Annotated in this window: 21 protein-coding genes; 9 read left to right on the forward strand and 12 right to left on the reverse strand. The window is 62.4% G+C overall.

Annotated elements, in window-relative coordinates; genetic code table 11:
- Positions 1-48 precede the first annotated feature (48 nt).
- From C7T36_RS01160 to C7T36_RS01180, 5 genes are read right to left on the reverse strand one after another with little or no spacing between them, the layout of a single operon-like run.
- Positions 49-1,146 carry an acyl-CoA dehydrogenase family protein gene (locus C7T36_RS01160; RefSeq protein WP_045070245.1) on the reverse strand — a complete coding sequence of 366 codons (1,098 nt, stop codon included), beginning with the start codon at positions 1,144-1,146 and terminating at the stop codon, positions 49-51.
- Positions 1,146-2,324 carry an acyl-CoA dehydrogenase family protein gene (locus C7T36_RS01165; RefSeq protein WP_033230964.1) on the reverse strand — a complete coding sequence of 393 codons (1,179 nt, stop codon included), beginning with the start codon at positions 2,322-2,324 and terminating at the stop codon, positions 1,146-1,148. Before C7T36_RS01165 ends, C7T36_RS01160 begins: the two co-directional genes overlap by 1 nt.
- On the reverse strand, positions 2,321-3,103 hold the full coding sequence (locus C7T36_RS01170; RefSeq protein ID WP_045070247.1) for an enoyl-CoA hydratase/isomerase family protein: 783 nt from the start codon (positions 3,101-3,103) through the stop codon (positions 2,321-2,323). The genes C7T36_RS01165 and C7T36_RS01170 overlap by 4 nt, the downstream gene beginning before the upstream one ends.
- Positions 3,100-4,125 (reverse strand): acyl-CoA dehydrogenase family protein, encoded by a 1,026-nt coding sequence (locus C7T36_RS01175; RefSeq protein WP_084703023.1) that lies wholly within the window; start codon positions 4,123-4,125, stop codon positions 3,100-3,102. The genes C7T36_RS01170 and C7T36_RS01175 overlap by 4 nt, the downstream gene beginning before the upstream one ends.
- On the reverse strand, positions 4,122-5,297 hold the full coding sequence (locus C7T36_RS01180; RefSeq protein WP_045070249.1) for an acyl-CoA dehydrogenase family protein: 1,176 nt from the start codon (positions 5,295-5,297) through the stop codon (positions 4,122-4,124). The genes C7T36_RS01175 and C7T36_RS01180 overlap by 4 nt, the downstream gene beginning before the upstream one ends.
- 96 nt (positions 5,298-5,393) lie before the next feature.
- Here C7T36_RS01180 and C7T36_RS01185 point away from each other — a divergent pair, with 96 nt between their 5' ends.
- A complete protein-coding gene (locus tag C7T36_RS01185) occupies positions 5,394-6,200 on the forward strand; it encodes a FadR/GntR family transcriptional regulator (protein ID WP_033230967.1) in 807 nt (268 codons plus the stop codon).
- On the opposite strand, the gene bioD is transcribed toward C7T36_RS01185, so the two are convergent.
- Entirely contained in the window at positions 6,156-6,872 is a 717-nt protein-coding gene (bioD, locus tag C7T36_RS01190) for a dethiobiotin synthase (RefSeq protein ID WP_045070252.1), read from the reverse strand. The two genes, C7T36_RS01185 and bioD, sit on opposite strands and share 45 nt — an antisense overlap.
- Positions 6,869-8,014 (reverse strand): 8-amino-7-oxononanoate synthase, encoded by a 1,146-nt coding sequence (locus C7T36_RS01195; RefSeq protein ID WP_045070254.1) that lies wholly within the window; start codon positions 8,012-8,014, stop codon positions 6,869-6,871. Before C7T36_RS01195 ends, bioD begins: the two co-directional genes overlap by 4 nt.
- A gap of 38 nt (positions 8,015-8,052) precedes the next feature.
- Between C7T36_RS01195 and C7T36_RS01200 the strand changes: the two genes are divergently transcribed.
- The 5 genes from C7T36_RS01200 to C7T36_RS01220 all read left to right on the forward strand — a co-directional run bounded on the left by C7T36_RS01200 (position 8,053) and on the right by C7T36_RS01220 (position 16,052).
- Positions 8,053-9,339, forward strand: coding sequence for an adenosylmethionine--8-amino-7-oxononanoate transaminase (locus C7T36_RS01200; protein WP_045070256.1), 1,287 nt, complete (start codon positions 8,053-8,055; stop codon positions 9,337-9,339).
- A 61-nt stretch (positions 9,340-9,400) separates the two neighbouring features.
- A complete protein-coding gene (glgX, locus tag C7T36_RS01205; RefSeq protein ID WP_045070257.1) occupies positions 9,401-11,755 on the forward strand; it encodes a glycogen debranching protein GlgX in 2,355 nt (784 codons plus the stop codon).
- Positions 11,756-11,765: 10 nt separating this feature from the next.
- The gene (treY, locus tag C7T36_RS01210) at positions 11,766-14,120 is read left to right on the forward strand and encodes a malto-oligosyltrehalose synthase (protein WP_045070258.1); all 2,355 of its coding nucleotides are present in this window, start codon (positions 11,766-11,768) and stop codon (positions 14,118-14,120) included.
- A gap of 110 nt (positions 14,121-14,230) precedes the next feature.
- Positions 14,231-15,043: a mycofactocin-coupled SDR family oxidoreductase gene (locus C7T36_RS01215; RefSeq protein WP_045070260.1), complete on the forward strand. Its 813-nt coding sequence runs from the start codon at positions 14,231-14,233 to the stop codon at positions 15,041-15,043.
- Positions 15,044-15,122: 79 nt separating this feature from the next.
- Positions 15,123-16,052 (forward strand): NADP-dependent oxidoreductase, encoded by a 930-nt coding sequence (locus C7T36_RS01220; protein WP_045070263.1) that lies wholly within the window; start codon positions 15,123-15,125, stop codon positions 16,050-16,052.
- A gap of 16 nt (positions 16,053-16,068) precedes the next feature.
- On the opposite strand, the gene C7T36_RS01225 is transcribed toward C7T36_RS01220, so the two are convergent.
- On the reverse strand, positions 16,069-16,488 hold the full coding sequence (locus C7T36_RS01225) for a PaaI family thioesterase (protein ID WP_239654798.1): 420 nt from the start codon (positions 16,486-16,488) through the stop codon (positions 16,069-16,071).
- A 55-nt stretch (positions 16,489-16,543) separates the two neighbouring features.
- On the opposite strand from C7T36_RS01225, the gene C7T36_RS01230 reads away from it, so the two are divergent.
- On the forward strand, positions 16,544-17,137 hold the full coding sequence (locus C7T36_RS01230; RefSeq protein ID WP_045070266.1) for a TetR/AcrR family transcriptional regulator: 594 nt from the start codon (positions 16,544-16,546) through the stop codon (positions 17,135-17,137).
- A 34-nt stretch (positions 17,138-17,171) separates the two neighbouring features.
- Here the strand turns inward: C7T36_RS01230 and C7T36_RS01235 are convergent, their stop codons facing one another.
- The 3 genes from C7T36_RS01235 to C7T36_RS01245 all read right to left on the reverse strand — a co-directional run bounded on the left by C7T36_RS01235 (position 17,172) and on the right by C7T36_RS01245 (position 18,480).
- Positions 17,172-17,528: a PLD nuclease N-terminal domain-containing protein gene (locus tag C7T36_RS01235; RefSeq protein ID WP_045070268.1), complete on the reverse strand. Its 357-nt coding sequence runs from the start codon at positions 17,526-17,528 to the stop codon at positions 17,172-17,174.
- 55 nt (positions 17,529-17,583) lie between these two features.
- Positions 17,584-18,213 (reverse strand): TetR/AcrR family transcriptional regulator, encoded by a 630-nt coding sequence (locus tag C7T36_RS01240; protein ID WP_033230976.1) that lies wholly within the window; start codon positions 18,211-18,213, stop codon positions 17,584-17,586.
- Positions 18,214-18,291: 78 nt separating this feature from the next.
- Positions 18,292-18,480: a DUF1918 domain-containing protein gene (locus tag C7T36_RS01245; protein WP_033230977.1), complete on the reverse strand. Its 189-nt coding sequence runs from the start codon at positions 18,478-18,480 to the stop codon at positions 18,292-18,294.
- Positions 18,481-18,654: 174 nt separating this feature from the next.
- On the opposite strand from C7T36_RS01245, the gene C7T36_RS01250 reads away from it, so the two are divergent.
- The gene (locus C7T36_RS01250; RefSeq protein ID WP_033231434.1) at positions 18,655-20,646 is read left to right on the forward strand and encodes an MFS transporter; all 1,992 of its coding nucleotides are present in this window, start codon (positions 18,655-18,657) and stop codon (positions 20,644-20,646) included.
- Positions 20,647-20,732: 86 nt separating this feature from the next.
- Positions 20,733-22,454 (forward strand): malto-oligosyltrehalose trehalohydrolase, encoded by a 1,722-nt coding sequence (gene treZ / locus C7T36_RS01255; RefSeq protein WP_045071093.1) that lies wholly within the window; start codon positions 20,733-20,735, stop codon positions 22,452-22,454.
- Here the strand turns inward: treZ and C7T36_RS01260 are convergent.
- Positions 22,451-23,995 (reverse strand): MFS transporter, encoded by a 1,545-nt coding sequence (locus tag C7T36_RS01260; RefSeq protein ID WP_033230978.1) that lies wholly within the window; start codon positions 23,993-23,995, stop codon positions 22,451-22,453. The two genes, treZ and C7T36_RS01260, sit on opposite strands and share 4 nt — an antisense overlap.
- Positions 23,996-24,026: the final 31 nt, after the last annotated feature.

Genomic DNA, 24,026 nt, shown 5'->3' on the forward strand with positions numbered 1-24,026 from the left:
GGCTGATCGATAGCTACCGGGTTGATCAGCCGGTACACCCAGCGAAATCTACGACTCCTGAAAATACCTCTGAGCCAACCGCGTTCGGTGCGCAGCCGGAGACCCGAACAGGGAACGATTGAGCGTCGCACGTTTGAGGTAGACGTGTATCCCGCTCTCCCACGTGTAGCCCATGCCGCCGTGGAGTTGCATTGCCTTCCCGGCAATATCAACTGCCGCAGAACACGCGTACGACTTCGCCATCGCGGCTGCGACGGAAGCGTCCGACGTGTCCTGGGTTAAAGCACGCACCGCCGCCGCGACCAGAGACCTGGCAATCGTCACCTGAACGAGCATGTCCGCACACGCATGTTTGACGGCCTGAAACGAACCGATCCGACGTCCGAACTGCTCACGCACTCCGACATAGTCGACGGTCGCCTCCAACATGGCCTCGCTCAGCCCGAGGCTGTCACACGCCACTGCAACCGCAGCCCGATCACACAGTCGGGTAAGAGCATTCGACGCATCATCGCGCACACGCCACACCGATTCCGGGCCGACGACCACGCACGAGGCTGTCACGGACCCGAAGTTGCGCGTGGCATCGAGAACTTCCTGCTCCGTCACAGTCAGTCCGGCAGCCCGCGGGTCGATGTTGACAACAACGAGGTTCCCGTCAGCCTCACGTGCAGGCACAAGGTAACTGTCCGCTGCGCTCGCATCGAGCACAAAGCTCGCGTGCCCGCTCAGTTGGTAACCATCTGCATTCTGGTCGATACGGAAGGTGCTCTCCCCCAACGTTTCACCACCGAGAACAACAATCGGAGCCGCGTATCCGGCGGCGGTATCGCACAACAGCCGATCTCGTTCCGGCCGCGATTCCAGCAGATTGAGCGCGCCGACGCCAAGTGCCGCAACAGTCACGTATCGGGTGCGTGAAGCCGTACGACCGATTTCCTGCAGGACTAGCGCGACCTCCCCGAACGTTGCGTCGGCGCCGTCGAATTCCGCCTGCACCTCGAGACCAACTGCACCGGAGCGAGCAATCAGTCCCCAGTCCACCTCCCCGTTCACCGCCTCACTACCGGACTTTGCCAGAATCTCACGCACCATTGCACGCAGCTCTGCGTGTACTTCGGCAAGTTCTGTAAGCGACGACGACATCAGTGGCCTCTCGGTTCGCGAGGGAGGCCGAGGCCGCGCTCGCCGATAATGGTGCGTTGGATTTCGCTGGTTCCACCGGGGATCGTCCATTCCCACGAGCCGATGAAGTCCAGAACCCACGCACCGGATTCCCACCCACTCGACAAAGGTTTGCGCAGCACGGTGTGCGCGGAAAGGCCCGCGATGTCGGCGCCGAAATCCGTCATCCGTTGCAGGAGTTCGCTGTAGTGCAACTTCACAATGGATGCATCCGCCGGACCAGGCCGGGGATTACCGGCAAAGTCTGCGCACAGCGCGCGCAATCCCGTCAGTTCGATCTCGAGTGACGCCAGTTCATCTGCCACCAGAGCATCGCCGCGGTGACGCGAACACAACTCCACCAGCCACCGAAACCCGCTCGAGCCCAGGCGCTCTGCAAGCTCGAGCATAGTCATCCCACGTTCGGCGCCAAGCGTTTCCTGCGCAACCTGCCAGCCCTCGTTGGGCCGTCCGACCAGTTGCGACGCCGGGATGACAACGTCGTCGAGAAATATCTCGCAGAAGTGCGACTCGCCGGTGGCCTGCCGGATCGGCCGGACCTCGATTCCCGGGGTTTTCATATCCATCAGAAAGTACGAAATGCCCTGCCGTTTCGGTGCGTTCGGGTCGGTGCGAGCCAGGAGAAGGCACCAGTCCGCGTACATCGCGCCACTCGCCCACAGCTTTTGTCCCTTGACGACGTAGGCATCCCCGTCCCGTCGCGCTGTCGTCTTCAGTGCCGCCATGTCCGATCCTGCTCCCGGTTCGGAGAAACCCTGACACCAGATTTCGCCGTCGAGGATCGCCGGTAGATGACGACGCCGCTGTTCGTCCGTCCCCGCCGCAAGCAGCGTCGACGCTGCATGATGGATCGAGACGAACGGCAGCACGAGGCGCGGCGCGTCATGGGCCGCAAGCTCTTGATACAGGACGATTTGCCGCGGGGTGGACATCCCGCCGCCCCACTCCTGCGGCCAGTGCGGCACCGCCAGACCAGCAGTGCGGAGTTCCTGCATCCATGCCTTCTGGAACCGAACGAACTCCTCGTCCGACGCTCCGGTCTGCTCGGCTCGCCAGTCTGTCGGCACATGGGTGCGGCACCAGTCCCGCACGTTCTCGCGAAATTCGTCGAGCGTGCCACCAGGAGCGAGCACCGTCATCGGGTCACGGCCGTCGATCGCATGGCGCCAAGACGCTGCCGATGCTCGGGAGAGCTCATGGTGGCAACCTCCGCAGCAAAACCGGCTTGCATGGGACCACCGAGTGCCTGGGATAGGTACATGTTGACGATGCGTTTAGTCCCCTGCAATGCCTCGCGCGGCTGCGCCGCCAATCGCACAGCAAGGCGTCTCGCCTCCCCAACCAAGTCCTCGGGCGCGCAGGTTCGACTGGCAAGCCCCAACTCGACTGCCGTAGCAGCGGAGATTCGATCACCCGTGTACAAGAACTCTCGCGATCTCATGATCGGGGTGAGTAGCGGCCAGAAGGCAGCCCCGCCGTCGCCTGCAACCAGGCCGACGGCAACGTGCGGATCGGCAAGATAAGCGGTGTCCGACATCAGTACGACGTCACACAGGACAGCCACACTGCACCCGAGGCCTACCGCCGGACCGTTGACCGCGGCGATCACGGGAAGCGGAAATCTCAGCATCTCGTCGATGACTTCTGCACCCTCACGGATGCTTTCGTCCCGGGCAACCGGATCGTCGAGGAACGAAGAGATCCAGTCCAGATCGCCACCAGCACTGAAGGCTTTGCCGGCCCCGGTCAGAATCACCACAGCCGCCTCACGATCCGCGGCCAACTGTCGCCACACGTTCGCCAGAGCCCAGTGCAGAGGTTTGTTCACGGCATTGCGTTCGGCCGGTCGATTTATCGTGACAAGTCGAATCGGGCCGTCACACTCGACCGTCAGCTCTTCAGGAAGGTCGTAGGTCACAGTGTTGCCACTTCCCTTGCACCACCGATAGACGCTGCACCACCGATAGACGCTGCACCACCGATAGATGCTGTGTCACTGATAGATGCTGTGTCACTGAATAGTCCGGTAAGGCCGCGACGGCCGATCCGCTGCGTCAATGCGCTACCCGTCGCCGACAAGCCGAGCGGTAACCGCCGCAGTGGAAGGCTGTACCGCGAGAGCCACGACAGCGTGGTCTCGTCGCAGAAGCCACTCGCCCCGTGCAATTGATGTGCAACACGGAACACGATCTCGGCAGCTTCGATTGCGGCCAACCGCAGCGCAAGTGCGTCGTCGAGCGCCTCACTGCTATCGGTCTGGACGCTCCACAGTGCGTACTTCGCGAGCACCTCGAGGCCACTGCGCTGCACCTGTGCATCGGTGAGTTGGAACTGCACACTCTGCAGCTTCGCGAGCGGTTGCCCGAACTGCTCGCGCAGCAACACATGTGCGCGGGTCAGGTCCATCGCCCGATCGAGCATCCCGAGTAGCGTCCAACAGGGCAACAGCAACGCCAGCGCCACATCCTTCGCTCCGTTGTCGTCGACGAAGTTCGTGTCGAACTGCGCGACGAATGCTGTTGTGCGCGGTGAGTCCTGCGACGGGCGGACGACAACGGAGCTACGACGGCCGCCCAATGTCACTGCGGCCCAGCGTAGATCGATGCCGGATACCGGGCCGGCAGGGGCGCGATCGGCAACAACGATCAACCCGTCGACGGCAAGGTCAACCGGCCTCGCCAGCCGCTCAGCCACTGGATACGGCACAGCCCAGTAGCCAGCACTGTGACACAGTGCGGCCGCCGCTTCGAGTTCGTCCCCGTCACCGCGAGGATCGAGATCCCACGCGCCGAGGTCGGCCAACACCGGTGCCACAACACTTCCCCGACGCACCGGATCCCGCTCGCCCCGCTGAATCAGTTGATCACCACCCGCAGACTCGAAGGCACGTAAGGCCGTTCGACCGTATTCGATTGCCTCGTTACTTAATTCAAGCTTCATGCGGCCGCCAGAAGTGACCGAGCAAGGAGAATTCTTTGCATCTCGATGCTTCCCGACGCCACTGTCGCGGCCTGCGAATAGCGCCAATGTTCCTCGACATCGCGGCAGAATCGTTGCGCGTCTGCGTTATCCACAACCACGCCCCCTGCAGTGTCCGACGAGTGTACAAAGGCCGCGAGTTCCGTCAGCACTTCGGCACTGTCCTGATCGAGTGTGGTCACAGCGATGCGGTATGCGGCGGCGTCGCCCGGGCGAACTGTTCCCTGGCTCTGCAACGCGACGACTTGATAGGCAAGCAGTCGAGCGCGCCGACAATGAGTCAGCATTCGCGCCCACCGGTTTCGCAATCCTTCCGGGACACTGTCCCAGCTGTCCCCGAGAACCGTTGCGGCGTCGTGCAACAGCCGTTCACAGCGCGCGTAGCGAGCGATGCCGACGCGCTCGAAGGCAAGCACTTCCTGAACCAGGCTCCAGCCTTCGTCCACCTGACCCAGCACGTTCTCCTCGGTAACCCGCACATCGTTGAAGAACACCTCGTTGAGGTGGTGCGGTCCGAGCATGGCGCGGATCGGCCTGACCTCGATATCCGGGTCGGACATCGGTACGAGAAATACCGTCAGGCCTTGCTGCCGGCGCTCACCGGTCGACGTCCGGGCAAGTAGGAAGCACCATTGCGCCATCGTGGCGTAGGACGTCCAGATCTTCTGGCCGGAAATGAGCCAACCATCGCCGTCACGGCGTGCGGCAGTACGCAGCGAGGACAGATCGGAACCGGCTTCGGGCTCACTGAATCCTTGGCACCAGATGACGTCGCCTCGGGCAATCGGTGGGAGGTGCAGGCTCTGCTGCGTGCGCGTTCCGTGTCGCATGATGGTGGGCCCCACCCAGTTGACGCCCATGTATTGCGCGCCGCGCGGTTCGTGAAGCGCCCACATCTCCTCGCGAACCACCGTTTGCTCCCACACCGTGGCGCCGCGACCGCCGAACTCCTCGGGCCATGCCATGCACAGCAGTCCGCGGTCGGCAAGAATGCGGCAGAACCGCTGGGCCACATCAAGATCAGCCGGGTCATCTGTGAAGGCCCCGCGGAAATCCTCGGGAACGTGCTCCTTCACCAGCTGGCGCAGCTCACCTCGGAACGCCGTCGCGGCCTCACTCATCGTGAAGTCCATGGGAATTACATTAGTTCAATCCTAATAAGGATAGCAATACTTGGAGGTGCGAGATTCTCCGTCTAGGATTCACCCCATGAGCAAAAAGGTGCCCGTGTGAATACCGGCGGGCGCGGCCGCGTCCCGCAGCGCCGCATTGCAGAAACAGTTGCCGACGAACTTCGCGACCACATCCTCGCCGACGACAACTACCGACTCGCCACCCAGGAACAGCTGGTCAAAGACTTCGGTGTCAGCTACCCGTCCATCCGGGAAGCACTGCGCATACTCGAGACCGAGGGATTGGTGACGGTACGGCGCGGCAATGTCGGCGGCGCCGACGTGCATCGCCCCGACGAAGTTTCGGCCGCCTACCACCTTGGTCTCTCCCTTCAAGCCGCGCGAGTCACGTTGCGCGACCTCGCATCCGGCCTCCAGATGCTGGAACCCCTCTGCGCATCCGAATGTGCGAAGCGGGCGGACCGCAACCGCGTCGTAGTACCGGCACTGACCGCGTCCATCGACGCATCTGCGCGAAAGATCGGCGACGGCGTCGCCTTCACTCACGCGGCGCGCGAGTTTCACGATCTTGTCGTGTCCTTCACCCCGAATGCCACCATTCGCTATGCGGTGAGTAGCTATGTTGCCCTGTGGTCCGCGCAGGAAGAAGCCTGGGCGGAGGCACTCACGGTTCGTGGGGAGTATCCGTCAGAGGGCGAAGCGGAGGAAGCGGTTCGCACGCATCGCCGCATAGTCGAAGAAATCGCGGCCGGACGATCCGCCGAAGCGGAGCGCCTGGCGCGCGTTCACCTCGCGGCTACCCAGTCACTGGTTCTCGAGCGCTTCGGCGAGACGGTCGTCAATGCCTCGGTTGCCATGTCACGGCAAGCAATCCACTCCAACAGGCGATCGCGACTCACCTAGACAACTTGACCCAAGTTCGCTCGACGCAACGCGAGCGAATTCCCGCGGCTCCAATGAACCGCTACCAGCAGGCAGCGATCCGAGCAGCGGAACACCGGTCACCGACACAAGATCGTCGCGGTTGCACTGCTCAGCCAGCCCTGGTTCGTCCGGCCACGACCCGATCACCAGACCGGAGCACCGAACATCCCTGTGTGCCAACGCTTCCACACTGAGCGTGCAGTGGTTGAGCGTTCCCAACCCGGCAGCGGCAACGAGGACGGCAGGCGCCCCCAGTTCCGCTGCGACATCGCGCACCGTGAAGTTGCCTGCACCCAGGCGAACCAGGACTCCGCCGGCACCTTCGATCAGCGTCAGGTCGTGAGCGGCATCCAACTCTCGCGCGCAGGCCAGTACCGCGCCCATCGTGAGCATCGGAAGACCGCTGCGCCGTGCGGCGGTGTCGGGCGCCAACGGATCGGGATACCGCGCCAATTCGGCCAGCGTGACGCCGCCGCCGGTCAGACGATCGATCTCGGCCAGATCCCCGGGTTCACCGAGTCCGACGCCGGTCTGCGCCGGCTTGAGGACAGCAACCGAGCGCCCAGACTGCAGCGCCAACGACGCCAATGCCGCCGTCACCACGGTCTTTCCGACGTCCGTCGACGTCCCCGTCACCACAAGAATGCTCATACCGCGGCCTCCGCCAGGACATTTCCGAGAATCTGACCGATCTGGTCCATCTCGGCTCGCGACAGGGAAGCGCGAGCGGTGAGTCGCAGGCGCGACGTTCCCTCGGGAACCGACGGCGGCCGGAAACAACCGACATGCAACCCCTGCCGACGACACTCGGCGGCCGCGTCGTACGCCCGTTGCGGATCACCGAGAACAACTGACACGACGGCAGATTCAGGCGTTCCGACGCCGGTGATCGCGGCCAGCTCCGACGCACGATCCAATACGTCCTTCGCGCGCGACGGCTCCCGACGTAGAACCGTCAGCGCTGCCCGCGCCGCACCCACCGCTGCGGGCGCCAGCCCCGTGTCGAAGATGAACGTCCGTGCCGAATCGATCAAATGTGCGCGAACCTTACTGTGCCCCAAGACAACCCCACCCTGACTTGCGAGGGACTTGGACAACGTTGCAGTCACCACTACGTCCGGTTCACCGGCAAGACCGACTTCGTGCACCAGACCGCGCCCACCGCTCCCCCGGACACCGATACCGTGGGCCTCGTCGACCAGCAACAATGCACCGTTTTCGCGGCAGACACCGTGCAGTTCGCGAAGCGGGGCCAGATCACCGTCGGCACTGAACACCGAATCGGTGACCACCAGCGCGCGCTCCTCGGTTCGTGACTCGAGCTGCGCCGCGACGAAGTCGATGTCGGAATGCGGAGCAACCACCACCCGCGCCCGCGAGAGACGACACGCGTCGACCAACGACGCATGCGAACCGGCGTCGGAAATGATCAACGACCCCGGCCCTGACAATGCCGTGACCGCACCGAGATTGGCGGTGTAGCCCGACGAGAAGACCAAGGCGGAATCGGACCCGACAAACTCTGCGAGCTCGAGTTCGAGTAATTCGTGTTCGGTGGTACTTCCCGTCACGAGTCGCGAACCCGTCGCACCGGCGCCCCACTTCTCCAACGCGGCCATGGCGCCGGCGATCACCTCGGGATGACGCACCAATCCGAGGTAGTCATTGGACGCGAGGTCGATCAGCGGCGAGTCGGCAGTTCGCGGGCGCACGTCACGGCGCAATCCGGCGGCGCGGCGTTCCGTTTCGACGGCAGTGAGCCAGTTCAACGAGGTAGTCACATTTCCGACCATACTTGAACGCCGTTCAAGCATGTCGCTATGGTGCAGGTGTGCACACACTCGGACAGGAATCAGCCACCGTCTCCGCGATCGACGCCGCGCACCTCTGGCATCCGTACGGAGCGTTTCCGGCAACAACCGAACCACTGGTCGTCGACAGCGCACATGGCGCCACCTTGACGTTGTCGGACGGCACCCAACTCGTCGACGGCATGAGTTCGTGGTGGGCTGCGATCCACGGCTACCGCAATCCGGTTCTCGACGCCGCCGCGGTATCCCAACTCGGCAAGATGAGTCACGTCATGTTCGGCGGACTCACTCACGAACCCGCGGCCACACTCGCAAAACTCCTCGTGGATATCACCCCGGCGGGGCTCGAGAAGGTCTTTCTCTCGGACTCCGGTTCCGTCGCCGTCGAAGTTGCCGTCAAGATGTGTCTGCAGTACTGGCGCAGTCTCGGAAAACCGTCGAAGAATCGTCTGATGACGTGGCGCGGTGGATACCACGGCGATACGTTCACCCCGATGAGCGTCTGTGACCCCGACGGCGGCATGCACTCCCTCTGGACCGACGTTCTCCGCGCTCAGGTTTTTGCGGACGCACCGCCAACCGAGTATCACCCCGAGTACGTCCGGCATCTCGACGGATTGCTCGCGGCGCATCACCACGAACTGGCTGCGGTCATCGTCGAACCTGTTGTTCAGGGCGCAGGCGGCATGCGATTCCACGACCCCGCCTACTTGGTCGACCTTCGAGCGCTCTGCGACAAGTACAACGTCCTTCTGGTCTTCGACGAAATCGCGACAGGTTTCGGCCGAACCGGTGAACTGTTTGCCGCCGATCACGTCGGCGTCAGCCCAGACGTCATGTGCGTCGGCAAAGCTCTGACCGGTGGATATTTGAGCCTGGCAGCCACTTTGTGCACCACCGACATGGCCGAGGCCATCACCGCAGGCGAGGGCGGCGGCCTGATGCACGGGCCGACGTTCATGGGCAATCCACTGGCCTGCGCAATCGCAGTCGCGTCCACCGAACTCCTGCTGGCGATGGACTGGCGACGCGACGTGACGAGACTGACCGAGGGACTCGATCGAGGACTCGCGGACGCACAGTCGATCCGAGGCGTGAAGGACATCAGAGTTCTCGGCGGTATCGGAGTTCTCGAACTCGACCGTCCGGTCGACATGCGCAGTGCCACCGATGCCGCGGTCAGATCAGGTGTGTGGCTGCGCCCGTTCCGCAACCTCGTGTACACGATGCCGCCGTATCTCTGCTCCGCCCACGAGGTGGAACAGATCACAGCCGCAATGCTCGAAGTCGCCCGCAGCCAGGCCTGACAGGGTTGGAGGGAAAGCGGTCCGACAAGAGGGTGTCCGACGTGGGCGATAGGGTTCGTTCATGGAGCAGTCGCCGACAGACAAACCTGCCAGCACACCGATCGCCGTGTGGCCGGGCAGCGCATATCCTCTGGGCGCGACGTACGACGGCGCAGGGACGAACTTCTCCCTGTTCTCCGAAGTTGCCGACGCCGTCGAACTCTGCCTGATCGCCAAGGACGGAACCGAAACCCGAATCCGGATGGACGAAGTGGACGGATACGTCTGGCACGCCTATCTGCCCTCGGTATCCCCCGGTCAGCGCTACGGCTACCGGGTGCACGGTCCGTACGATCCATCTGCCGGACTGCGCTGTGACCCCAGCAAATTGTTGCTCGACCCGTACGGCAAGGCCTTTGCCGGCGACTTCGACGGCGATCGTTCGCTGTTCTCCTACGACATCGATGCGGCCGACATGGCTGAAGCGAACGACGGCAACACGATTCCTGACACCGGCGAACTCGAGGAAACTGCTGCCGAAGAACCTACCGGCGAAGAAACAGGCATCGACGAAACAGTTGCCGAAACAACCCAGGTCGAAGAAACACCCGAAGACGACACCGTCGATACCGGCGACACCGCAATCGAAGACGACGAGTTGGTCGACGAACCCTCGACTATCTCTTTCCCGCAGCATGATTCGCTCGGTCACACGATGTCTACCGTAGTGATCAACCCATTCTTCGACTGGGCGTCGGACCGCTCACCCGGGCGCCCGTACCACGAAACCGTGATCTACGAGGCGCACGTCAAGGGCATGACCGCCGCGCATCCCGGAATTCCGGAGGAGCTGCGCGGAACCTATGCCGGACTGGCACATCCGGTGATCATCGACCACCTGACCAACCTCGGAGTCACCGCCATCGAACTGATGCCGGTGCACCAATTCATGCACGATCAGGTGCTGCTCGATCAGGGACTGCGAAACTACTGGGGTTACAACACCTTCGGCTTTCTCGCTCCACACACCGACTACTCCTCGGCCGCCAAACCCGATGCGGCCGTGGCGGAATTCAAGGCCATGGTGCGCAGCTTCCACCAGGCGGGTATCGAGGTGATCCTCGACGTGGTCTACAACCACACTGCCGAGGGAAACCACATGGGGCCGACCATCAGCTTCCGCGGAATCGACAACGCCGCCTACTACCGCCTGGTCGACGGCGACGAAGCGCACTACATGGACTACACCGGCACCGGAAACAGCCTCAATGCCCGTCATCCGCACACGTTGCAACTCATCATGGACTCGCTGCGTTACTGGGTCACCGAAATGCACGTCGACGGATTCCGTTTCGACCTCGCGTCCACACTGGCCCGCGAACTGCACGACGTCGACCGACTGTCCGCGTTCTTCGATCTGGTGCAACAAGATCCGGTTGTCAGTCAGGTCAAGCTGATTGCCGAGCCGTGGGACATCGGAGAAGGCGGCTACCAGGTCGGCAACTTCCCCGGACTGTGGACCGAATGGAACGGCAAATACCGCGACACGGTTCGTGACTACTGGCGCGGCGAACCGGCAACACTCGGCGAATTCGCGTCCAGGCTCACCGGATCGTCCGATCTGTACGAGGCCACCGGTCGGCGTCCCGGCGCCAGCATCAATTTTGTCATCGCTCACGACGGTTTCACTCTCCACGACCTCGTCTCGTACAACGAGAAGCACAACGAAGCCAACGGCGAGAACAACAATGACGGCGAATCACACAATCGGTCCTGGAACTGTGGCGTCGAAGGCCCCACCGACGACCCCGAGATCCTCGAACTCCGCGCACGCCAGAGTCGCAACATTCTTGCCACGCTGATGCTGAGTCAGGGCACCCCGATGCTCGCACACGGCGACGAAATGGGCCGAACTCAGCTGGGTAACAACAACGTCTACTGTCAGGACTCCGAACTGTCCTGGATGGACTGGTCACTGGCGGAGACCAACGCCGACCTCGTCGAGTTCACCAAACGCGCTATCGCGTTGCGCGCCAAGAACCCCGTGTTCCGGCGTCGACGGTTCTTCGAGGGTCGGCCCATCCGCAGTGGTGATCAGAGCCGTGACATCGCGTGGCTCACTCCCGCCGGCGAGGAAATGACACCGGCGGATTGGGACAGCGGTTTCGGTAAATCGTTAGCCGTGTTCCTCAACGGCGAAGCTATCCCCGAGCCGAACTACCGCGGCGAGCGCGTAGTGGGCGATTCATTCCTGTTGTGTTTCAACGCCCATTACGAAGACATGGAATTCTCCACTCCCAATGCCGACTATGCGGCGGAGTGGACGGTGGTACTCGACACCTCGATGCCCACCGGCGAAAGCGATGTGGTGATTGAAGCCGGAACGGTTCTGGGCGTCCGCGCTCGTGCATTGATGGTCCTTCGCAGAACGGCCTGAGGAGACAACGATGACGCCGATCACCAGCACGTACCGCCTGCAACTGCGACCAGACGCGTTCACGCTCCACGACGCGGCCGGTATCGTCGATTACCTTGACACTCTGGGAGTTTCACATCTCTACCTCTCCCCCGTCCTGACGGCGACGTCCGGATCGACCCACGGGTACGACGTCACCGACCCCACCACCGTCGCTGAGGGTCTCGGTGGCCGAGAGGCACTGGTGAAGCTGTCGGGCGTGTGCCGAGAACGCGGCATGGGACTGATCGTCGATTTGGTGCCCAATCACGTCGGAGTGGCCAAACCCCACGAAAATGCTTGGTGGTGGGATGTTCTCACGTACGGGCGGGCATCTACGTACGCAGACTTCTTCGACATCGACTGGGACAAGGACAACGGGGCGGACGGAAAGCTAGCTCTCCCGGTGTTGGGAAAGCCCGCTGATCTCGACTCCCTCACCGTCGATCACGCCACCGCGACACCGCTTCTCGCATTCTACGAACATCGGTTCCCCATCGCCCCGGGAACAGGCACGGGATCGGCTCAGGAAATCCACGCCCGTCAGTCGTACCGGCTTGTTCCGTGGGACGCCGGAATCATCACTTACCGGAGATTTTTTGCCGTCAACGAACTCGCGGCATTGCGCCAAGAAGATCCGCGGGTTTTCGAACTCTGCCACCGTGAACTGAAATCGTGGGTCGACGAGGGCCTGATCGACGGGGTTCGGATCGATCATCCCGACGGACTTGCCGATCCGGTGGAATACCTCGAACGCCTTCGATCGTTGCTGGGACCGGATCAGTGGATCGTGATCGAGAAGATTCTCGGGCACAGCGAACCACTCGATCCATTACTTCCCGTCGACGGCACCACCGGGTACGACGCTCTGAACCAACTGGGCGGAGTATTTGTCGATCCCAGCGGCGAGCACGAGCTTTCCGAACTGTCCGGCGCCTTGACCGGCAACGACGGCGACAGCACCTGGCTACATCACACAGAACGTCAGTTCAAACGTGAGACGGCGCGCGGTGAACTCGCCCCTGAAATCCGTCGCCTGGTGCGGGCTATTCGCAGCGAAACCGGAACCCGATGCAGCGACAAGGCGCTCAATGACGCAGTTGTGGTTGTCATCGCACGAATGCCGGTGTACCGCTCCGACTACAGCCCCCTTGCCGGTCTGACGGCTCGGATTGTCGGCGGAATCCACGAACTTGCTCCTGGCCACGAAGAAGCCTTCAACGCCCTGGCGCAGGCATTGTCCGGCGGCGGCGAGGCGGCGGTCCGCTTCCAGCAGGTGTGCGGCGCAGTGATGGCAAAATCCGTCGAGGACCGGTTGTTCTATCGGACTGCGCGATTGATCTCGCGGCAAGAAGTCGGGGGCAATCCGGCCGCGTTCTCCATTTCAGTTGCCGAGTTCCACCTCGCCAATTCCGATCGGGCTCGACTGTGGCCCGCAGCGATGACCTCCCTGTCCACCCACGACACCAAACGCGGCGAAGACGTTCGCGCCCGGATCAACGTCCTGTCGCAGATGCCGGAAGTGTGGTCGAGGCTGGTGCAAGACTGGGAAGAGGTGGAACCCAGCCCCGAACCGATGACAGGATTGTTCCTCTGGCAGAACATCGTCGGCGTGTGGCCGGTGGGTGAGGCTGCCCCCGACTTCCGCTCACGTCTGCACGCATACGCCGAGAAGGCAATTCGCGAGGCCGCGCTCGCGACCTCGTGGAATTCTCCGGATTCGTCATTCGAGACGGCAGTCCACACCTGGATCGACAACGTCATCGACGGCCCGGTCGCCGCATCGATCACACAACTTGTCTCCCGCATCGCCCGACATGCCTGGTCTGACTCGTTGGGACAGAAACTACTTCAGATCTGCGGACCGGGAATCCCGGACATCTACCAGGGCACCGAACTCTGGGAAGATTCGCTGGTGGACCCGGACAACCGTCGATTGATCGACTTCGATGTCCGTCGCGGGCTGATTGACAGCACCGAAACCTCCGTCGACGCGACCGGCGCAGCAAAACTCCATGTAGTTCGCACCGCGCTGACATTGCGACGCGAGTACCCCTCTTGGTTTGTCGGCGGCACCTATCTCCCGGTTCTGGCATCCGGTGAGAGCTCAGGGCACGTCGTCGGATTCTCGCGCGGTCCTCGAGGTGGGAAGGCCGCCGTCGTTGCACTAGCTACCCGGCATTCGATGGTCCTCGCAGATCACGGCTGGGGTGACACGGTGATCGGGCTACCGGAGGGCCGCTGGACCGACAATGCAACCGGCAACGTCATCGAGTCGTCTCGTGCCGGCGATATTTTCCGCGGCGGTCCTACTGCTCTACTGATTCGCGAGACCGAATCACCGTGAACCGGGCCTGCCCGTGTATTCCGGTGAGCGGGTTACGTGTCCTGCAACACACTTTCCCACGCTAACTTTCTTGGTACCAGCACTACAGGACCATCGAGAGGTTGCACACTATGTCCACAGGTCGCTACACCGGCAAGGTCGCATTCATCACGGGAGCCGCTCGCGGTCAGGGCCGCGCCGAAGCAGTTCGGCTCGCCGAGGAAGGCGCCGACATCATCGCCGTCGACGCGTGCGTCCAATTCAATTCCACCTCGTATACCGGAGCAACCGAAGACGACTTGGCCGAGACCGTCGAACTGGTCAAGGCACTCGACCGCCGAATTGTCGCCACCAAGACCGATGTCCGCGACTTCGACGCGCTCTCGGCCGCACTCGACTCCGGTATCGCCGAACTCGGCCGCCTCGACGTCGTAGTTGCCAATGCCGGAATCTGTTCCGCGAACATGTCCTGGGAGATCACGCCCGAGCAGTGGAAGGAAACGCTCGACGTCAACCTCACCGGCGTCTTCTACACCGCGAAAGCCGCAATCCCGCACCTGATCAAGCAGGGCACCGGCGGCTCGATCATCTTCACCAGTTCCGTGGCCGGCCTGCGCGGGCTTCCGTTTCTCGGCCACTACGTCGCCAGCAAACACGGCATCACCGGTCTCGCGAAGACCATGGCGTCGGAGTTGGGGCAGTACAACATTCGAGTCAACACCATCCACCCACACGGTGTGGCCACCGGGATGCAGATGACGGATATGCAACCCCTCATCGCGGAACACGCTCACACACTCGGACCGATCTTCATGCAGACCCTGCCCGATCCGGTCAGCCAGCCGGAAGACATCGCCGCAGCGGTCGCATTCCTGGGATCGGACGAAGCGCACCACATCACCGGAATTGCCATGCCGCTCGACCTGGGAACCTTGCTTCGCTGATCGAGTCACACCGAACAAAATCAATGAATGTGCAGCGGGTCTCGGGAATATCGTTCCACCGAGGCCCGTTGCGCCACACATGACCAAAACAGTGATAGCGCAGAAATACGGAAGCCCCGATGTTCTGAAGCTGATCGACGTGGAGGTTCCGCCGCCGGCGCGCGGAGAAGTACGCGTCGACGTCAAAGCAATCGGCGTCAATCCCTTCGACTACAAGCTCTACAGCGGTGCGTGGGGAACCGATCCGAGCAAACTGCCGATACATCTCGGTGGTGAGGCTGCCGGAGTTGTGTCAGCGATCGGCCCCGATGTCACGACAGTTGCCGTCGGCGACGAAGTGATCGTCAGCCCGGGAAGTGGCCTGTACTCCGAACAGGTTGTGGTTCCCTCGTCGTCCGTCACGCCAAAACCTTCTTCGATCAGTTGGGAGCAGGCGGCCGGACTCCTTCTCGTCGGCGGAACTGCAGTCGACGCCCTCGACACCATACGAGTCGGCTCCGGGGACACCGTCCTCATCCACGGCGCGTCCGGCGGCGTCGGCGCTATTGCGGTTCAGCTCGCCGCAGCACGCGGTGCCACCGTGATCGGCACTGCGGGAGCATCGAATCAGGACTACGTGCGCTCGCTCGGCGCCACGCCGGTGCTCTACGGCGACGGCCTCGAAGCCCGCGTTCGTGAACTCGCACCGAACGGTGTCGACGCCGCTTTCGACACCGCCGGAACTGACGAAGCCGTCGATACATCTTTGGCATTGGTCGCCGACAAGGGCCGTATCGTCACCATCGTCGCGTTCGGACGCGCGCAGACCGACGGCTTCGCGTCTGTCGGCGGAGGCAATCCGGCAAGTGCCGAAGCACGTTTGAAGGCTCGCTCCGAACTGGTCGAACAAGCCGGGTCCGGACACCTCACCGTGAAGATCGCCAAGACCTTCCCGCTCGCAGACGTCGCACTCGCTCACACCGAGTTGCAGAGTTCCCATCCCGCCGGGAAGTTCATCCTCATTCCCTGAGGTTGCCCGAGGTTCCCTAAGCCTGAGCGGCGAGTGGAACCAACAGGGTGGTGCCGAACGCGACGAGCACGGATTCGCCTTCGCGTTCGGCATGAACCTCGGCGGTGACGAATACCTGCTTGCGCCCGGTCTTGACCGAGCGTGCCGTGGCGACAAACGCAGTTCCGACCCCTGGACTCACGAAATTGACCGCGCAGTTGGACGCCGCCACTACGCCCACTTGCGTGAAAGCAGCAAATCCGCACGCAGTGTCGATAAGCCCCGCAACCAGTGCAGCGTGCAGATGTCCGGCGTACTGCCCAAGATCCTCACGCCACTCGAGTCGCAGACTCACGCGACCCGGTTCAGCCTCCGCGACCTCGAATCCGGCCCACCGGTTGAAAGCTGCCGACGCGTTGACCGCCCGCAACTGCTCGAGCATCTCGGAATTCTTCATGTAGACCAGTCTACATAGATTGTGGTGGATCGCCGGGGTGTTTAAGCTCCAACTCGTGGCGACTCCCCCGAAACACCGCGAAGCACTAGTTCGAGCAGCGGCCGATCTGTTTCGACGCCAGGGGTACGCGGCGACCGGTCTCAACGAGATCCTAAAGTCGAGCGGAGCCCCGAAAGGTTCGCTCTACCACTACTTTCCCGGCGGCAAAGAGCAGATCGGCACGGAGGTCGTCCGTGTCGGCGGGCAGCTGGTGGCCAACACCCTCACCGAACTCGCCGACAACAACCCGGACGCCGGCTCACTGCTGCGCGAGTACTCCCGGTTACTCGTCGGATGGGTGAGCGATTCAGACTTCCACGAAGGCTCACCGATCACGACGGTGCTGTTGGAACTTGCCCCCGATTCGGAGAGCGTCACCGCCGCCGGACAGGCCGTCTACCGACAGTGGTCGTCGATACTGAGTGACTCGTTGATTGCCTCAGGTGTCGCACACACTCGAGCGGAACGGCTTGCGGTACTGGCTGTATCGGCACTCGAGGGTTCACTGGTACGGGCTCGTGTCGAACAATCAGGGCAGCCGATTATCGACTCCCTCGGCGAGGTGGCAGACCTGTTCGATGGCGCGATTGCCGCGGCGAAGGTGCCCTGAGCGAGACACCGGAAACGAGAGCGCTATCGGTGGCTCATATCCGGCCGGCGTCGCCGTCGCCACGCTGCTGCTTCGCGATCCGTCGCTGCTCCTCGGCGCGGGCACGGCACTGTCGGAGGAATTCCTCGTCCGCGGCCGGATCGGCGGCAACTGCCCGCCCGGGACGCTCGTATTCGCCGTACCCGGTCGATCCGACGTACCCCGCCGGTGCGTTATGTCCGCGCCCGACGATCAGCCACAGCACCGACCCGAGCGTCGGCAGGAAGATGATCACCAGAATCCAGACCACCTTGGGTAGGTGCTGGATGTACGCGTCGTCGCGAGTGATGGCGTCCACGATGCAGAAAATCCACAACAGCATCGTGATGAGTCCGAACAAGGCGTAAGGCACGCTGGATTTCCTCCCAGATTCGAAAACTCCCGCCATGCTAGCTAAAACAGACCGATTAGTACATTAGATTCGTCCGAATCGCGAATTCGAGCCACTCGCGGTAATCGTTGACATTCCAGCCTCCGATCGACCGCAGTTGCTGGTGCACGTGCGGCGAGACCAGGGCCGCGAGAACGCCCGACGCCTTGTCCACCGAAATGTCATTGCGCAACAGTCCGTGTTCGGAAAGACCTTCCGCGATCGACGTGGCATTGGCAAAGGACTGTTCCGAAGATTCCGCGGCCAGTCGACGCATATCGGCGTCGGCGCCCGACGACTGGACCGCCGTCATCATGAGTGGACCGGCCCGTTCGAGCAGACCGACGCTCTGTTCCACGATCTGCGCAACCAACCTCCGGACGTCGTCGGGATCAGAGTGGTCACGGCGCACGGGCGCACTGTCGTCGCCCGACTCCGCTTCGAGCGCATGACTGAATGCCGCCTCGAAGATCTCGAGCTTGCCCCCGGGAAATGCGGTGAAGACAGTGCGAGGGGCGACACCCGCGGCGTCGGCGATATCCTTGGCCGTCGCGCTGACGTAGCCCTTGTCGACAAAGAGCGCAGCACCGGCATCCCGGATCAATTCACGCGTGCGCCGGGCCGCGTCGCCGCGAACCTTCGATTGATAGTGCCGCTTCTCGATCACAGAAGAACTCTAGCGGCCCTTTCCACCAACTGCATTGAATGCAGTGCGGATGCAGATAAAATAATTGCAGGTCATGATCTATTTTTTCGGATGATCGATCCAACCATCACTGCCCGGGAACACCAGAACTTCATGTCCGTCGTCATAGCGCACTAGATACGGCGGAGCGCCGTTCTCGCCGTGCACCTCGATCACCTCGGCCGACGTCTCGGGCTGACCCACCACTCGACCCTGCACATGTAGACGATCACCTACCTGGGCATGCATGTGAATTCCTCCCTCGAGACGAGTACTCGGAATTCGGGTTCCCCACCGCGTCGTCGAATAACCCCGATGCGGCGCGGTGACAAAATCCACACCGGATTACGTGGCGTCAGCGAGGTAAACAGTGGTTCACTCTATGGTGAACGCACATTCACCTCGTCAAGGAAGGCCCCCACCTTGGCTCTGCACTCGGCACCTGCCGCCCGCCGTTCCAGCGGACTCATCACCGGAATCCTCTGCCTCTCCGGAACTGTGGTCGCCCTACAGCAGACGATGGTCATTCCGCTCCTCCCCGATTTCCCGAAAATTCTCGGCATCAGTTCCGACGACGCTTCGTGGCTAGTCACGATCACACTGTTGACAAGTGCGATCGCGACACCCATCGTCTCGCGCCTGGCCGACATGTTCGGAAAACGACGGATGATGCTGATTTCGATGGCGATGATCGTCCTCGGGTCGCTGATCGCGGCTGCCGGCGGCACGTTTGTGACACTGCTCATCGGACGCGGATTGCAGGGATTTGCCATCTCGATGATTCCTGTCGGCATCAGCATCATGCGAGACGAGCTACCCAAGGACAAGGTCGCATCGGCCACGGCACTGATGAGCGCCACCCTCGGAATCGGCAGCGCGCTAGGCCTGCCGCTATCGGGATTGATCTTCGAACAGTTCGGATGGGAAGCGATATTCTGGCTTTCCGCTGCTGTCGGCGTGATGCTGATAGTCGCAGTGGCGCTTGTCATTCCCGAATCCAGCGTGCGCACCCGCGGAAAATTCGATTTCCTGGGCGCGGTCATGCTGTCCGTTGCCCTGGCAGCACTCCTCCTTGCCATCTCCAAGGGAGCGCGGTGGGGATGGACCAGCGAGCCGACAATCCTGATGTTCGTGCTCGGCTTCACCGTTCTGGCGCTGTGGTTCCCTTACGAGCTTCGCGTGACACAACCCATGGTCGACCTGCGGACCTCGGCCAAACGCCCGGTCTTGCTGACCAACCTCGCGTCAGTCATGGTCGGTTTCTCCATGTACGCCAACAATCTGTCGACGACGCAGCAACTGCAGATGCCGAAAATCTCCGGCTACGGCTTCGAACTCGGTGTAATGGCAGCCGGAATCTGCATGATCCCAGCGGGTCTCGCCATGGTCTTCTTCGCACCGGTGTCCGCGAAAATCACCAAACGATTCGGAGCCAAGACAACGCTGATGGTCGGCGCAGTGGTGCTCGCCGGAGCGTATGTGGCCCGCGTCTTCCTCACCGGTTCTATTCCGCTGATCGTGATCAGTGCCGCCGTCGTCAGCATCGGCACGGCCATCGCCTACTCCGCGATGCCCATGCTGATCATGCGGTCGGTGCCCATCACGGAAACCGCGTCGGCGAACGGACTCAACTCGCTCCTGCGTTCCGTGGGCACCTCGATGTCGAGCGCAGTAGTTGCCGCGATGCTCACAGCATTGGTGATCCCGTCCGGTCCCGGCGCCGGACTGCCGTCGCTCGACGCATTCAAGAACATCTTCTGGCTCGCTGCCCTTGCTGCCGTCGCCGCCCTGGCCGCAGCCGCCTTCATTCCGCGTTACGGCGCCAAGCCCGAATCTGCCGTACGTCCCGTCACGCCCGAGGGCTTCGAAATCCCCTCCACCGACAACGACATCGTCGTGGCAGGGCGTGTGATTCGTGCCGACAAGCGCCCGGTCAAGCAAGCCGTCGTCACCGTCATGGACATGGCCGGGTCGCCCGTGGACTGGAGTCGCGCCGACAACGAGGGAGTCTTCTCACTGGCATTGCCCGAACCCGGGCGCTATCTCGTGGTGACCAGTGCTGACGGATGGTCACCGACGTCGCAGGTCATACGCTTCGATAATGCGGAATCAACACATACCGTGATGTTGGGCGAACGACTGACCATCTCCGGACAGGTCACCATTGCCGGCCTACTGACCTCCGGAACCGTGATCACGCTGACCAAACCGACCGGCGAATTTGTGGCCTCCACGCTCACCGACCACGCCGGACGGTACGGAATCGCGCTCCCCTCGTCTGGCCGGTACATCCTCACGGCACTCGCCGACGACGGAGCAGGCTCGCAAGCCAGACAGATTGCCGTGATCGCGCAATCGACGTCCGTCGACTTCGACGTGCCGTTGGAACAGGTCCCGGTACCGAGTCGCGTCTGAGTGCGCGGCACAGTCAAATCCGAGTGCGCGGCACAGTCAAATCTGAGTGCGCGGCACAACCGGGCAAAACCAGGCATGCTGATGCCGTGCACACATTCGAGGTCTGGGCGCCCACTCCGGAATCAGTACAGGTCGACGTCGACGGCGTAGTTCACGCGATGACACGGGATTCCGATGGTTGGTGGCGCGCCGCTGTCGATTGCACCGAGAATGCTCGCTACGGCTTTGTCGTCGAAGGGGCAACCCTTCCCGATCCGCGATCCCCGCGCCAACCCGACGGGGTTCACCAACGCTCACAACTGCATACCCTCGACCACGCTGCGTGGTCCGATAGCGCCTGGACAGGGCGTCAACTCGCAGGCTCGTCGGTCTACGAACTTCACATCGGAACCTTCACTCCTGAGGGGACATTCGACGCCGCGATCGAGCGCCTCGATCACCTGGTGAATCTGGGAATCGGGTTCCTGGAGATCATGCCGGTGAACGGCTTCAACGGAACTCACAACTGGGGTTACGACGGCGTGCTCTGGTACACCGTCCACGAGGCGTACGGCGGCCCGGATGGGTTGCAGCGCTTGGTGAATGCAGCACATCAGCGCGGACTGGGCGTTCTCCTGGACGTGGTCTACAACCACCTCGGCCCGTCGGGCAACTATCTCGAACGCTTTGGCCCGTACCTCACCGACGGAGCCAACACATGGGGGCGCACCATCAATATCGGTGGTCCGCAGTCCGGTGAAGTACGCGAGTACATCACCGAGAACGCACTGCGCTGGATGCGTGAATTCCATATCGACGGCCTCCGCCTCGACGCCGTCCACGCGCTGGTCGATCACACCGGCACCCACATCCTCGAGGAACTTGCCGTCCGTACCGAAACGCTGTCCACCCATCTCGGCCGGCCGCTGACACTGATCGCCGAAAGCGACCTCAACGACGCCACCCTGATCACCGCGCGGGCGGCGGGAGGTTTCGGCCTCAGCGCACAGTGGGACGACGACATTCACCATGCAATCCACACGGCAGTCTCCGGTGAGCGTCAGGGCTATTACGCGGATTTCGGTTCACTGGAAACACTCGCGAACACGTTGCGCCTCGGTTTCTTTCACGCGGGCACGTACTCGTCATTCCGCGGACGGGTCCACGGCCGCCCCATCGACATCACGCATCAGCCGGCAAGTGCGCTGCTGGCCTACACGTGCACGCACGATCAAATCGGAAACCGTGCACTCGGAGACCGTCCGAGCGCCTACCTGACGCCAGGACAGCTGGCCGTCAAGGCCGCGCTCGTGTTGCTCTCCCCTTACACGCCGATGCTGTTCATGGGCGAAGAATGGGGTGCATCAACGCCTTTCCAGTTCTTCACCTCGCATCCGGAGCCCGAACTGGGCGAGGCAACCGCCAAGGGACGCAAAGCGGAGTTCGCGGCCCACGGTTGGAACACCGACGATATCCCGGATCCGCAAGACCCCCAGACCTTCCTGCGATCGAAACTGAACTGGGACGAACTTACCGAGCTGCCACACACTCGAATCCTGGCGTGCTACCGCGATCTGATTGCGTTGCGCAAGAGCCGAAGTGACCTCACCGACCCGTGGCTCGGGCACCTTCATGTCGACTACGACGAGGACAAGCGGTGGATAACGCTGCGCCGCGGCACCTTACAGATTGCCTGCAATCTTGGACCGGACGCGGCCCACGTCCCGGCCGGCGGAACCCCCATTCTCTGGTGGGATCGACCGACACAGGACGAGACCGCGTCCGCAACAGTGGTACCTGGATATTCGTTTGTCGTTCTGGAGAACTAACGCTTCGCGTTCTCTGGTGTACTCCGCAGCATCCGCAGAACCAGCGCCGCACAGATGAACAGTACGAGCGCTGTCGCACCGGTCGCCACATGCATACCGTCGACAAAGGCCGACTTCGCGGAATCGACCAGCACCGAGCCCGCGTCGCCAGGCAGGTGAGCGGCTTCCTGAATGGCGCCGCCGAGTGTGCCCTGCGCCGCATGCGCCTGATCCGCGTCGAGCATGGACGTGTCGATTCCCTTACGGAAAATCGCCATGACCACACTGCCGAGGATCGCGACACCGAGTGCAATACCCAGTTCGTATGCAGTTTCCGACACTGCCGAGGCTGCACCGGCTCGCTCCGGCTCAACAGAACTGACCACCAGGTCGGAGGTGAGCGTCAGTGCAACACCGACACCCGCGCCAACCAGTCCGAAGCCCGCAACGAATGCCAGTGGCCCGCTGTCGACACCGAGTGCCAGCAGCATCGCCGCGCCGATACCAGCGACAATGAGACCGGCACTGAGCACCTGCGTCACTGTCCAACGTCGAACCAGCCAGGCTGCGGCGACGGCGGTAAAGGCGCTGAGCAACATGCCGGGCAGCATGAGCAGACCTGCGTCGAACGCACCGTTGCCGAGGACCAACTGCAGGTACTGCGAGCCGAAGAACAGCACACCGGCCAGCGCGAAGATCGAGAGGAGGTTCGTCAGAACCGCCGTGGTGAACGACGGGTTGGAGAACAGTTTCAGATCCAGCATCGGATCCTTCAGACTGCGCTGACGACGGACGAACGCAACACCCGCGGCAAGACCGAACGCGGCAATTCCCAGCATCGTCAGATCGATACCGTGCACCACGGATTCCTTGACCGCGTAAACCAGCGGAAGCATCGTGGCCATCGACAATGCGGCGCTGACCAGGTCGAATCGACCCGGGTTGGGATCCTTGGACTCCGGGATCAGAATCGGGCCGAGCGCGAGAAGTGCGATCATGACCGGAATGTTGATCAGGAACACCGAGCCCCACCAGAAATGCTCGAGCATCCACCCACCGATCAGTGGTCCGGCTGCCGTACCACCGCCGGCCATCGCGCCCCAGATGCCGATGGCTTCGGTGCGCTGGCGCGGGTTGACGAAAATGGTGCGGATCAGACCGAGCGTCGCGGGCATGAGCGTCGCACCGGAAATACCCTGCAGCACGCGGGCACCGATCAGCATCTCCGGACTTGTGGAAACGGCCGCGACGACCGAAGCCAGACCAAAGCCGAAAGCACCGATCAGCAACAGCTTTCGCCGTCCGATGCGGTCGCCGAGTGTACCCATCGTGATCAGGAGACCGGCAAGGATGAACGAATAGACGTCGATGATCCACAGCAACTGTGTGCTGCTCGGTTCAAGGTCCGCGCTGATGAACGGGAGCGCAAGATCGAGCACTGTGCCGTCCACCGCGATGAGCAACACGGCAAAGGCCAGGACCACCAGTCCTGCCCAGTCACGTTTTGTTGCCCGAACGTCCTCGGGATTGATTGCAGACGTGTGATCTGCCGACACTGACATGGCTCTTCTCGCAACTTTCCGTGAGTCGACT

This window comes from Rhodococcus sp. AD45-ID (genome assembly GCF_003023755.1).
Taxonomy (GTDB): Bacteria; Actinomycetota; Actinomycetes; order Mycobacteriales; family Mycobacteriaceae; genus Rhodococcus_F; species Rhodococcus_F globerula.